General features: G+C 68.8%; 9 protein-coding genes and 2 pseudogenes. 8 read left to right on the forward strand and 3 right to left on the reverse strand.

Annotated features, from left to right (window positions below):
* Positions 1–108 precede the first annotated feature (108 nt).
* The gene (locus BM396_RS18595) at positions 109–2,820 is read right to left on the reverse strand and encodes a bifunctional diguanylate cyclase/phosphodiesterase (protein ID WP_158713340.1); all 2,712 of its coding nucleotides are present in this window, start codon (positions 2,818–2,820) and stop codon (positions 109–111) included.
* A 593-nt stretch (positions 2,821–3,413) separates the two neighbouring features.
* Between BM396_RS18595 and BM396_RS18600 the strand changes: the two are divergent.
* From BM396_RS18600 to BM396_RS18635, 8 genes and pseudogenes are all read left to right on the forward strand, one after another.
* A pseudogene (locus BM396_RS18600) lies at positions 3,414–3,908 on the forward strand (transposase); the annotation flags it as partial.
* A gap of 495 nt (positions 3,909–4,403) precedes the next feature.
* A pseudogene (locus BM396_RS18605) lies at positions 4,404–5,029 on the forward strand (cation acetate symporter); the annotation flags it as partial.
* 403 nt (positions 5,030–5,432) lie between these two features.
* Complete coding sequence (locus BM396_RS18610; protein WP_091994908.1) at positions 5,433–6,668, forward strand: urea ABC transporter substrate-binding protein; 1,236 nt, start codon at positions 5,433–5,435, stop codon at positions 6,666–6,668.
* A 5-nt stretch (positions 6,669–6,673) separates the two neighbouring features.
* Complete coding sequence (locus BM396_RS18615; protein ID WP_043389184.1) at positions 6,674–7,540, forward strand: branched-chain amino acid ABC transporter permease; 867 nt, start codon at positions 6,674–6,676, stop codon at positions 7,538–7,540.
* Positions 7,537–8,595 carry an ABC transporter permease subunit gene (locus BM396_RS18620; RefSeq protein ID WP_043389187.1) on the forward strand — a complete coding sequence of 353 codons (1,059 nt, stop codon included), beginning with the start codon at positions 7,537–7,539 and terminating at the stop codon, positions 8,593–8,595. The genes BM396_RS18615 and BM396_RS18620 overlap by 4 nt, the downstream gene beginning before the upstream one ends.
* Complete coding sequence (locus BM396_RS18625) at positions 8,592–9,350, forward strand: ATP-binding cassette domain-containing protein (RefSeq protein WP_051976363.1); 759 nt, start codon at positions 8,592–8,594, stop codon at positions 9,348–9,350. The genes BM396_RS18620 and BM396_RS18625 overlap by 4 nt, the downstream gene beginning before the upstream one ends.
* Before the next feature lies 1 nt (position 9,351).
* Positions 9,352–10,077 carry an ABC transporter ATP-binding protein gene (locus BM396_RS18630; protein ID WP_043389189.1) on the forward strand — a complete coding sequence of 242 codons (726 nt, stop codon included), beginning with the start codon at positions 9,352–9,354 and terminating at the stop codon, positions 10,075–10,077.
* 43 nt (positions 10,078–10,120) lie between these two features.
* A complete protein-coding gene (locus tag BM396_RS18635; RefSeq protein WP_043389191.1) occupies positions 10,121–11,677 on the forward strand; it encodes an amidase in 1,557 nt (518 codons plus the stop codon).
* A gap of 32 nt (positions 11,678–11,709) precedes the next feature.
* Here the strand turns inward: BM396_RS18635 and eutC are convergent, their stop codons facing one another.
* Entirely contained in the window at positions 11,710–12,501 is a 792-nt protein-coding gene (eutC, locus tag BM396_RS18640; RefSeq protein WP_091994911.1) for an ethanolamine ammonia-lyase subunit EutC, read from the reverse strand.
* Positions 12,498–12,838: ethanolamine ammonia-lyase subunit EutB (gene eutB, locus BM396_RS18645; RefSeq protein ID WP_170867486.1), on the reverse strand; the 341-nt coding region annotated here is incomplete at its 5' end. The genes eutC and eutB, both read right to left, overlap by 4 nt.

Below are 12,838 nucleotides of genomic sequence, written 5' to 3' on the forward strand. Positions count from 1 at the left end.
GGCAACAACGTAATGAGAAAAAGGCCACTCCCGAAGGAGCGGCCCAAGTCAGGGAGGAAACGCCCACAAATGGGCTGCACGGTGTTGAGACGTGCGCCGCAGCAACTTTTATGCACTGCGGCGGTTCCGGAATGAACCATGCGGGTGACGGTCGACTGAGCGACGGCGCGCGTCCATGATCCGTTCTGGTCGACCGAACAGGTATCCCTGCAGCTCGTCGCATCCCTCAGCGACAAGGAAATCGCGCTCCTCGACGGTTTCAACCCCCTCGGCGAGCACCGTGATGCCCAACGCGTGACCCAGGGCGATGGCGGCGCGCATGACGGCGACGCCCTGGCTGCCATTCGACAGGTTCCGAACGAAGGTCTGGTCGATCTTGATCTTGTCGAACGGGAAGCAACGCATGTAGTTCAACGAAGAGTAGCCCGTACCGAAATCGTCCATGATGATGGACACGCCCATCCGATGCAAAGCCTTCAGGATCTCCAGGTTCGTCAGGTCGTCCCGAAGGAGCACGCTTTCGGTGATCTCGAGCTCCAGCAGCTTCGCCGGCAGATCCGAACGTGCGAGTGCGCGTTCCACCACGGCGACGAGTTCCTTCTCTCGGAACTGCACGGCCGAGAGATTCACGGCCACGCGCAGGCCGGGCAGCCAACCGGCGGCGTCCTCGCAGGCGCGCTGTAGGACCCACGAGCCGATCTCGCGGATGAGGCCGGTCTCCTCGCAGATCGGAATGAACTCGGCGGGCGGGACGAGGCCGCGCGTGGGATGGCGCCAGCGCAGCAGCGCCTCGTACCCGGTCACCGCGCGGCTCGCCGCTCCGACGATGGGTTGGTAGTGCAGCTCGAACTGCCCCTTCTCCAGAGCACAGCCGAGATCCTCCTCCAGCCGCCGCCGTTCACGGTTCTCGCATTCCATCTGCGGTTGGTAGAGGCACCATGTGCGCCTGCCGGAGGCCTTGGCCCGGTAAAGGGCGATGTCGGCGTTGCGCAGTAGCGTTTCGGGCGAGCCGTCCGCCACGTCCGCCCGCGCCACTCCGATGCTCGTCCCGATCGAGAGGTGGACGCCCTCGATAACGAACGGGGTTCCGAGAGCGGAGACGATGCGTTCGGCCAGTCGAACGGCATCCGCCTCTTCGTCCTGCCCGAATCGCACGACGGCGAACTCGTCCCCGCCGAGGCGCGCCAGGACGTCGGGGGCGGCGATCAGAGCCGAGAGCCGCGCCGCGACCGCCCGAAGCAGCGCATCGCCGAGGGGATGGCCGTGGACGTCGTTGACCTGTTTAAAGCCGTCCAGGTCGAGCAGGAGCAATGCCCCCCCGCCGCCATCCATCGGCGTGCGCCCGCGTTCGGCCAGCAGCCGACCGGTGGCTTCCTGCAACAGGACGCGGTTCGGCAACCCGGTCAGCGCGTCGTGATGCGCCATATGGGCGATCATGGCCTGGGCGCGGTGCCGTTCCGTGATGTCCTCGAAGGTGCAGACGATGCCGCCACTCGGCACGGCTGCGGTCGTCACGCCGACGATGCGGCCGTCGGTCAGATCGCAGACCAGTGCCGCCGGGCGGCTCTCCCTCACACTGGCGGCGAGGATATCCGACAGTCGATCTCCCTCGGCCTTCGACATGGAGGCGATGATCTGACGGAGCAGGACATCGAGAGGGCTACCCGCTTCGCGTAGGAGCGGCGGGATGTCGAACAGCTCGGTCATGCGGGCGTTCAGGACGACGAGCCTGCTCTCGTGGTCGAGCAGCAGCACCCCCTGGCTCATGCTATCCAATGCGGTCCCGAACCGGGCGTATTCGTCCCGCAGGCGGCGGTCCGCCGATGCCCTTTCCTCGGCGGCAGCCTGCGCCGCGCTGGACGAGGCGAGGCGCTCTTGGGCGCGAAGCTGCGCCTTGGCGATCCTGACGATGAAAAACACGCCGCCGACGAGCAGCGCCACCGTCGCGGTCAAGGGCAGGGTCTGCGCCCGCCATGGGGTCAGCGTCGCCGAGATGGTGCGGCTCGTGCCCATGATGATCGGATAATGCTCCATGAGCTGGGCCGCGACGATCCGATCCTGCCCGTCGATCGGTGTCGTCATGCGTTCCACGCCGGAGGTGGGACGTTCCGCCCCTTGGACCCGCATCCATTTGAGCGGCGGGACCTTGCGTCCGATCGCGCCGGGCGGACGCGGATGGCGTGCCAGCATGGTCAGATCCGTGTGGACGAACGAGATGACGTCGGCCTCGTCGGGGGAGACCCTGGCATAGAGCCGCTCGAAGTAGCGGAGGTCTACGGCTCCGATCATGTAGCCGACGGATCGGCCATCGATGTCCGCGATGCGGTGGGCGACGATCAGATCCAGGCCTGAACCGTCCGGCCGGGCCGTGCCGGCGACGATGATCTTCCGTTCGGAGGGATCACGGCCGAGATCTTCGAGGAAAGAAGGACGGGACGATTCTTTATCTGCAGGCCGGTCGATCGAGGAGTTGATCGTCCTGCCCTGGAGGTCGATGATTGATATCTCCTTGACCTGGGGTAGGGCCGAGACGCTGGCACGAAGCTTGTCGTGCATGGCCGTGCTCGAGCCAAGCGACGCGAACGAGCGGTCGGCCGACGATCGAGCGCTAGCAAGCTCCCTCGCCACGTCCAGCTGAATGACCTCCATCGCCTGCATCGACCTGTCGGCCTGCTCGGAAAGCAGGGTCGTGAGGCTGACAAGGCTTCGCTCGGTGCTGCGGATCTCCAGGTCGTAGAGCTTTTGCGCCACGAGGATCCCGGCCCCGGTGAGGACCACGGCAAGGACGATGCCTGCAGTCGTAAGCGACGTTGCGGACAAGGTTGGATGTCGTGCCAATCGGATCGCCCGGCGCGCTCTGGAGGATCCTCGCAACGTCCAAGTCGAAGGCATGTCCGCTTAGCGTCCGTCTGGGCAGTTGTTTGACACAAGCTCGACGAAGCGCCTTGCCATCCGTGCGGCTTCACCGTGGCATCCCGAAGTTGAGGCGGTGTGAACAGCGTCGACCCTCGACCAGACTGAGACTTCCGAGCCCGTAGAGCGCCGCGAACAGGCAAGCGACCGCCGGCGCGCTGCTGTCGCGACCGCTCGTGACGCGAGCGCAGCCCCAACAATGCCGGTGGTGAGCTTCCGGCGTCGCACGCCCGGAGCATCGATGCCGTCGTCCGGTTTTCCGGATGCGGCGGAGGCGGGCTGGAGGGCAAGGTCGAGGCTCTATGCCGCGGGCAGAACATTGCCCGCAACGACCATCGAGGCGTGTCGACCAGCGTCCGCTTTTTCATCGGTGCGTCTGGAAGCAGATGGGGTGGATGGCGCACACTCCGACTGACGGCATCTGGGTGCCACGATGTGGTCGCTGTCGACGCAGCAGCCACGCGGCTGCAGGAGCCATCCCCCTGGAGATTACCACCGTCGTGGTGACCGGGCCGGCCGATCAGATCGGCGCCGTGCAGATTCCGCTCACCCGGCTCGAGAAGGCGCTGCTGGCCTGGCATCGGGACAGTGACCTGTCGCGGCGCCTGGCGACGATCCCCGGTCTCGGCATCGTCTCGGCGACGGCGCTGGTCGCTTCGGTGAGTAGGCCCGAGCGCTTCCGCAATGGTCGACGGTTCGCCCCCTCGCTGGGCCGGACACCGCTGCAGAACTCCAGCGGCGGCAAGGAGCGCCTGGCCCGGGTCTCGCGCATGGGCGACCGCGACCTGCGCCGCCTGCTCGTGATCGGCCTGACCCCTCTGGTCCGGCGCGCGAAGGCGATGCCGACCTCGGTCGACCCGCGGCTGCCGGCGCTGCTCCAGCGCAAGCCGGTCCGCGTTGTGACTGTTGCGGCGGCCAATCGCACCGCACGGGTCGCCTGGGCGATCATGACCCGCGGCGGTAGCGACCGCACACCGGCGGCCATTGCCGCCTGACGGCACGGCGAGGAGACTTTTCCAGGTTGCGCGGACGATGAGACTTGATGGCGAACCGGTCAGACCGGGAGGCGGGACACCCCGGAATACGTCGTCGGCGTCATGGCCCGCAAAGCAGAGTGGGACCCAGCGCGCGGATACCATCAGGGCCAGCGGTCAACATCAATGCCTGCATCGACAGGCCGGACACAAGACGGCACCCGACCAACGCGTCCGAAGCCCAACTCGTCACTTGCAATGCGGGCGCCTTCCACACAGGACGCTCCACCTTCGATTGTCGAAGAGCGTGTCAGCCCGCGAGTTTGCCTGCGATCCCATAAGGTCCGATTCCGCCATGATTTGGATGCTGTCCTGTCCTGCGATCGTCTGCTCGGCCAGGGTTGCCAGCATTCGTGGCGACGCCCGCCACTTCCGCGGCTCAAGCGAACGAGCTACGCTTCGATCGGCTCAGGGCGCGGCATGTTCGATTGGAATGACCTAACCTTCTTCCTGGAACTCGCCCTCACGGTCGGGGGAAGCGGGTTTTCGGCTTCATCTGCGCCGTGGCGTTCGCGACGATGCTTGCGGTCGTCGCAGGACTGACGCTGTCCGGGGTGGCGACGGTCTGCCACGACCTCTGGGTCAACGTCGTTCGCCAGGGGCATTCCTCCGAGTCCGAGCAGCTCACGGTCGCGCGGATCGCGACGGTCGCCATCGCCGCCCTGGCGGTGTTCCTGGGCATCGTCTTCGAGGGTCAGAACGTCGCGTTCATGGCCGGGCTCGCCTTCGCCGTCGCGGCCTCCGCGAACTTTCCCGCGCTGCTTCTGTCCATCACCTGGAAGCGGTTCATGACCCCGGCGGCGGTCGCCAGCATCGGCGTCGGGACGTTCTCCGCCCTCCTGATGATAGGGCTGTCACCCACCGTTCAGGTGGACGTGCTCGGGAAGAACCTCGCCGACGTCTCGCGAGCCTGGTGGTTCGTCCCGATGAAGAACCCGGCCATCTTCAGCATGCCGCTGTCCTTCATCGTGGCGGTCGCCGTCTCGCTCCTCACTCGAGAGGACGGCGCCGCGAGCACCTTCCGCGAGATGCGCCACAGGATCATGTTCGGGAAGGCGCGGGAAGCCTATCCGGAACGCTGACTTCTGGTCTCCGACGCAATGGGATGGGGTGTCGATTGACGCCCTGTTCCCGCGTTCAAGCTCCGGCGGACGGTCTGTCGGTATCAAGAGGCCTGAGAGGGACGGAGAGCGTTCTCGTCGCTGAAGGCCAGCGTGCGTGCGAGACCCTCCGACGGGACACCATGCTTGGTAGGACCGCACCGTGGCCCGGTTCACTGCCGCGGCGTCGTGATCGTTGTGTGGATTGTCTGCCGTCACGACGCCCCGCTTGCGCCTCGTCCCGTCGCTTGCACCGACCGTACGCGTCCGATTTTTGACCGATCTGTGAGATTGATTGGCATCGACCTTGCGAATGTCCTTTGCGCCCGCTTCCGGTCACCGGACCCGAAGAGCGACGTCGAGAGGAGTTCGGGGGATGAGTGCGATGGACCGTCGAAAGGTGCTGAAACTAGCGATGGCGTCCGCAGCCGGCACCGTCGCGATGCCGTTCGTCGCGCGGAAGGGCCTCGCCGCCGAACCGATCAAGCTCGGCAGCCTGCTCGACGGATCGGGCGCGCTGGGCCTCGAAGGCAAGCGGATGATCGAGACCACCGAGTACGCGGTCGAGCAACTCAACAAGGCCGGCGGGCTGCTGGGGCGGCCGATCCAGCTCATCGCCTACGACACGCAATCGTCGATGCAGCTCTACACCCAGTATGCCCAGCAGCTCGCGCTCAAGGACAAGGTCGACGTCATCCAGGGCGGCATCACCTCGGCTTCACGCGAGGCGATCCGGCCCATCTTCGACCGCGCGAGGACTCTCTACTTCTACAACACCCAGTACGAGGGCGGCGTCTGCGACCGCAACGTGTTCTGCACCGGGTCGACCCCCGCGCAGACCGTCAACCACATCGTCGATTATGCCCTCAAGACCTGGGGCAAGAAGGCCTACATCATCGCGGCGGACTACAATTACGGACACATCACCGCGAGCTGGATGACGAAGTTTATGAAGGACGGCGGCGGCTCGGTGCTGGGCACCGACTTCTTCCCCCTCGACGTCACCAACTTCTCGTCCGCGATCAGCCGCATCCAGCAGGCGCAGCCCGATCTCGTCCTCTCGGCACTGGTCGGCGCCAACCATTCGGGCTTCTATCGCCAATGGGACGCGGCGGGCATGAAGTCCAAGATCCCGGTCGGGTCGAGCGTGTTCGGGCTCGGCGACGAACTGACGACGATGGATCCCTCCACGACGAACGGGATCATCACCTGCTACGGCTGGTACAACGACCTCGACACACCCGCGAGCAAGGCCTTCGTCGCCGGCATGCAGGCGAAGTTCGGCGCCGACGTCACGGATCTCAGCGAGCTCGACACCGCCACCTACGAAGGCATCCTGTTCTGGGCCGAAGCGGTGAAGAAGGCCGGCTCGATCGAGCGCGACAAGGTCATCGCCGCCCTGGAGAGCGGCCTGTCGATCGAGTCCCCGACCGGAAAGGTCACGATGGACGGCGCCACCCACCACACCATCCGCAACACCTATCTGGCCCGCCCGAAGGACCGGAAGTGGGAGATCCTCGCCACCTTCCCGAACTCGTTCCCGGCCGATACCGGCGGCGCCTGCGATCTGATCAAGAATCCGCGCACCAACAAGCAGTTCACGCCGGACCTGAAGGGCTGAGGGCGATGGATCTCGCCGGACTGCTCGCCTTCAACGTCATCACCGGCATCGCCACCCTGGTCCTGATCACCCTCGGCCTCGGGGTGATCTACGGGATGATGCGCATCATCAATCTCGCCCACGGCGAATTCATGATGCTCGGCGCCTACACGGCGGTCATGGCGAGCGGCGCTGGGGTCAACATCTGGATCGCGATGCTCGTCTTGCCGCCCCTCGTGGTCGGCGTGATCGGGCTGATCCTGGAGCGCACCGTCATCCGCTTCCTCTACGGGCGGATGATGGACACGATGCTCGCCACCTGGGGTATCAGCCTGGGCTTGATCGGGCTGATCACCACGCTCTACGGCAACGTGGTGCGCGGGGTCTCGACGCCGGTCGGCAGCTTCGACATCGGGCGCTACGGGGCGAGCCTCTACAGCCTCGTCATCGTGGCGACGGCACTGGCCGCGCTGGGAGCGATGTTCCTGGTGCTGCGCTTCACCAAGTTCGGCCTGATCCTGCGCGCGACCATGCAGAACCCGCGCATGGCCGCGGCGCTAGGGGTGCAGCCGAACCGCATCTACATGGCGACCTTCGCCCTCGGCGCCGCCCTGGCGGGCCTTGCCGGCGGGGTCCTTGCCCCGATCTCGGGCGTCTCCCCGGCCATGGGCGCGGCCTACATCGCCCGCGCCTTCATCACGGTTCTCGGCGGCGGCCCCGCCATCGTCACCGGCACCGGCCTCGCTTCCAGCCTGTTCGGCGTCATCAACGAACTCGTCTCGTTCAAGACGACGCCGGTCATCGGCGACGTCGCCCTCCTCGTCGCGGCGATCCTGCTGATCCGCGTCCTCCCGCAAGGCATCACCGGCCGCTACCTGAGGCGCAGCCTATGACCTCCGCAGCCCCCGCCCGCCGGCTCTCCGCCGCGGGATTCCTGGCGACCCTGGCCCTCGGCCTCGCCATCCTGTTCGGGGCGCCGCACGCCCTCGATACGTTCGGCCTCGTTCAATGCACCGGCTTCGCGGCGCTCGCGATGTTCGGCCTCTCGCAGGGCTTCGTCTGGGGCTTCGCGGGGGTGATGTGCTTCGGGCAGGCCGCCTTCCTGGGGCTCGGCGGCTACGCCTACGCGGTCGCGGTCCTCAACATGGGCGACAGCAGCGTGCCGGTGCTGCTGTCGATCCTGGTGCCGATGCTGTTTGCCGGCCTGCTCGGCTACTTCATGTTCTACGGCCGGATCAGCGACGCCTATATCGGCGTCATCACGCTCACCGTGTCGGTGATCCTGTTCCAGCTGGTCAACGCCACCTCGGGCAGCCAGTACCGGATCGGCGTGGCGGAACTCGGCGGCTTCAACGGCATCCCGGCGATCCCCGCTCTCAATGCGCCCGGCCATCCCGACGAGCCCCTGGACATCGAGGGGATCTGGTACGCCGCGATGGGCGCGCTGATCCTCGTCTACGCCCTGCTGCGGGGGATCCTGGCGAGCCGCCTCGGCCGCGTGGTGGTGGCGATCCGCGAGAACGAGACGCGGGCGCAGCTGATCGGCTACGACCCGCGCCTCTACAAGCTCATCGCCTTCATGATCGCCGCGGGGGTCGCGGGCCTCGCCGGCTGCCTCTACGCCAACTGGGGCGGCTTCATCAGCCCGACGGTCTTCGCCCTGCCGATGTCGGCGCAGGTGATCATCTACGTGCTGGTCGGCGGTCTCGGCACCCTGATCGGGCCGATGCTCGGCGCGGTGCTGATCCAGGCGCTGATCATCGCCGCCGGCAGCCAGAGCGCGGTGGATTCCAACCTCGGCCTCGGTCTCGTCCTGGTCGGCTTCGTTCTGCTGGTGCCCCAGGGCCTCGTCCCGGTCGCCCGCAGCCTCGGCCTGCGCCTGCTGGAGCGGCGGCCGCGCACGGTCGCCAAGGCGCAGGACGGGTTCGCCACGGGGAGCGCACGATGAACGCCCCGAGCCCGCTCACGGGCCATCACGGCGCGCCGCTGCGCCCCCTCGTCGAGGCTCGCGGCGTGACCATGCGGTTCGGCGGCGTGACCGCGGTCGCCGATGTCGATTTCACCCTCGGGGAGGTCGAGCTGCGCTGCCTGATCGGCCCCAACGGCGCCGGCAAGAGCACCTTCTTCAAGATCCTGACCGGTCAGCTCAAACCCACCGAGGGCCGGATCCGCCTGCGCGACACCGACATCACCGGGGCCGAGCCCCACGCCATCGCGCGGCTCGGCGTCGGCATCAAGACGCAGGTGCCCAACGTGTTCAACGGCCTCTCGGTCCACGAGAACGTCTTCGTGGCGGCCGGGCGGCGCAAGTCCATCGCCCGCACCCGCCGCATCGTCGACGAGACGCTGACGCGCCTCAACCTCACGGGCATCGCCGGGCGGACCGTCGGCCAGCTCGCCCACGGCCAGCGGCAATGGGTCGAGATGGCCACCGTGCTGGCCCAGGAGCCCGAGTTGATCCTCTTGGACGAGCCCGCCGCGGGCATGACCCACGAGGAGGTCCACCGCACGGCGGAGCTGATCCGCGAGATCAACCGCACCCACGCCCTCATCGTGGTGGAGCACGACATGCCGTTCATCCGGATGATCGCCAAGACCGTGACGGTGTTCAACCAGGGCCGGATCCTCATGGAGGATACGGTGGACGCTGTGCTGGCCGATGCCCGCGTCCGCGACGTCTATCTCGGCAAGCAGGCCGCCTGACATGACCGCCTCAGCCAGCCCGCCGCTCCTCTCCGTCGAGGGCCTGCATTCCGGCTACGGCCGCATCCCGATCCTCGGCGGCGTCACCCTCGCGGTACGCCCGGGGGAGTTCGTCGGCATCCTCGGCCACAACGGCATGGGCAAGACCACGCTGCTGCGCACCCTGATGGGCTACCTGCCGGCCACCGCCGGGGAGGTCCGGTTCGAGGGGGCCGACATCACCCGGCGCAGCCCGACAGCCAGGGCCCGGATGGGCCTCGGCTACGTCCCCCAGGGCCGGGAGATCTTTCCGGCGCTCAGCGTGCGCGAGAATCTGCGCATGGGCTGCCTCCTGTCGAAGCGCGGCGAGGACGAGACCATCGCCGACATCCTCGCCACCTTCCCCCGGCTGAAGGCCTATCTCGACCGGCCCGGGGGCGCCCTGTCGGGCGGCGAGCAGCAATTGCTGGCACTCGCCCGCTGCCTCTGCGGCGGGCCGACCATCCTGCTGCTGGACGAGCCGACGGAGGGCATCCAGCCCTCGATCATCGAGGAGATCATCGAGATCCTCCTGCGGATCGGGCGCGAGCGCGGGATCGCGCTGCTCCTCGTCGAGCAGAACCTGACCTGCATCACCGGCCTCTCGGAGCGCATCCTGATCCTTCAGAAGGGCGCGATCACCCGCGAGGTCCCGCCCGAGGTCGCACGCGACCGATCGCTGATCGACGAATTCGTCGGCATGGCCTGAGCCGCCGACGCCCCGCCTGCCCGTCCCAAGCCCGGAGTTTCCGATGGATGCTGCCCCGACCGACGCGCCCGATCTTGCCGGGATGCTGTCCGAGATGACCGTCGCCGACGCCCAGGCCGCCTTCGCGCGCGGCGTGACGGCCGAGGCCCTGACCCGAGCCTTCCTGGCCCGGATCGAGACCTACAACCCGCGCTACAACGCGGTGATCTTCCTCAACCCGCACGCCGTCGAGGAGGCGCGGGCGATCGACCGCCGCCGGGCCGCCGGCGAGGCCCTCGGGCCGCTGGCCGGGGTGCCGGTCGTGATCAAGGATACGATGGACGTCGCCGGCCTGCCAACCACGGCCGGCTGGCACTTCCTCTGCGCCAAGGCCGGGGGCGTCGACCTGATGCCCGCCACCGACGCGCCCGTGGTGGCGCGCATGCGCGCGGCCGGCTGCGTCATCCTCGGCAAGACCAACGTGCCCGTCCTCAGCGCCACGGGCAGCCACGCCAACGACAGCTGGGCCGGCCCGACGCTCAACGCCATGGCGCCCGACCTCCTGCCCGGCGGATCGAGCGCCGGCACCGCGACCGCCGTCGCCGCCAGCCTCGCGGTTCTGGGGCTCGCCGAGGAGACCGGCGGCTCGATCCAGAACCCGGCCTCGGCGCAGGGTCTCGTCGGCATCAAGCCGACCTTCGCCCTGGTGCCCAATACCGGGGTGGTCCCGCTCGCCGGCAGCACGCGCGACGTGGTCGGGCCGATCGCCCGCTGCGTGCGCGACGCGGCGCTGACCCTTGATGCCTTGGCCGGCTACACCGCGGCCGATCCGAAGACCGTGGCCGGGATCGGCCGCCGTCCGAAGGGCGGCTACGCTGCCAAGCTGTCCGAGACGGCCCTGCGGGGCAAACGCCTCGGGCTCTACGGGCCGGGCTGGCGCGACCGGGCCCTCTCCGCGGAGACGATCCAGCTCTACGCCCGGGCCCAGGCCGAGATTGCCGCACGGGGCGCCACCCTGGCGGCCGATCCCTTCGCGGGCAGCGGCTTCGCGGAACTCGGCCAGCCCGTCGCCGGCCTCGATCACTACGACGCCCGGGGCATCGAGAGCGTGCTCTACGACCTCCACCACTATCTGCAACGGCTCGGTCCGCAGGCCGCCTACCGGACCCTCGCCGAATTCGATGCCGCCACGAAGGCGGAAGATCCCCTGGCCCCGGGCGGCGTCCTCGACTGGATGAATCAGGTGCCGGCCTTCGCGGCCTGTCGCGCGGATCCCCTCGCCCCGCCGGATCTCTCGGATTTCCTGGCGGCGCGCGAGCGCTACCTCGACATCTTCACCGCGGTCATGGCGGAGCAGGGTCTCGACGCCCTGGTCTTCCCTCAGACCCGCGACGCGGTGCCGGCCCTGCACGGGTCGGAGACGATCCACGAGACCACCGTGTGCGAGATCAACATCGCCGGGCTGCCGGGCGTGGTCGTGCCGGCCGGCCGCTACGCCTCGGGCTCGCCCTTCTGCCTGATCTTCGTCGGGCCGCTCTGGAGCGAGGCCGACCTCCTCGGGCTCGCCTACGATTACGAGCAGGCGACCCGCCACCGCGCGGCCCCCGACCTCCGAGCTTGAAGGGATAGCGCCCCGCCGCGAAGGCGGCGGGGCTACCCGGCCGGCAGAGCCGGCGTCGGCTCGGCGGGATCCTCCCGGCGCAGCGCGACGCCGCTGGTGCCCTGGGCCAGCATCGCCCGCAGCAGCGCCTCCATCTGCCCGGCGGCCGCCTCGACCGAAAGGCCGCCCTCCCGGATGTTCGAGAGGCAGTTGCGCCGGGAATCGGGCAGCCCCGGCTCCGGGCCGAACGTCACGTAGCAGCCGAGGCTGTCCGAGGCCGACAGGCCCGGCCGCTCCCCGATCAGAACCACGACGCAGCGCGCCCCCAGCCGCGCCCCGATGGGATCGCCGATCGCCACCCGCCCTTGGCTCGCGACGACCACCGGGGCGAGGCTCCAGCCCGCCCGGCGCACCCGCGCCGCGAGCGCCGCGGCGGCAGGGACCGCGTTCAGCGCGACCGCCGTGGCCGAGAGCCCGTCCGCGATCACGATGGCGACGTCGAAGCCCGGCCCGTGACCGTCGAGCACCGTGGCGGATTCCGGATCGAGGCTGCGGCCCCGGTCCGGCCGGCGCAGGTACTCCGTCCGGTCGGACACGGCGGAGCGGACCTCGACCGACTCCAGGCCCTGGGCCCGCAGCGCTGCGCGGATCGCGGCCGCGTCGAGGGGCGTCCAGACCGCCTCGCGGGCGCGGGCATGGTCGAGGCCGAAGGCGAGCGCCGCGCCGGTGGGAAGGCCGGCGCCGTGCGCGCCCAGGGCGATGCGGGCCTGGGTCAGCCCGCGCAGATCGCGCAGCGTCGGGGTGCCCGCGTGGGCCGGCTTGGCCGGCTTCGCCGGGTCGCTCACGCGGCCCGCCCGGGCAGGAGCCGGGAGGCCGCGGCGAGGGCCGGGGGCAACTCACCCGTGGCGCTGGTGAGCCGGCCCTGCGCGTCCGTGATGCGCACGTCCCGCAGCCACGCCTCGAATTCCGGGGCCGGCGGACGGCCCAGGGTCTCGCGGGCGAAGACCGCGTCGTGGTGGGACAGCGACTGGTAGTTCAGCATCACGTCGTCCGCCCCCGGCACGGTGATGACGAAGTTGACGCCGGCCGCGCAGAGCAGGGTCAGGAGCGCGTCCATGTCCTCGCCGTCGGCATCGGCATGGTTGGTGTAGCAGACGTCCACGCCCATCGGCAGGCCGAGCA

The sequence above is a fragment of the Methylobacterium sp. UNCCL125 genome, assembly GCF_900116795.1.
Taxonomy (GTDB): Bacteria; Pseudomonadota; Alphaproteobacteria; order Rhizobiales; family Beijerinckiaceae; genus Methylobacterium; species Methylobacterium fujisawaense.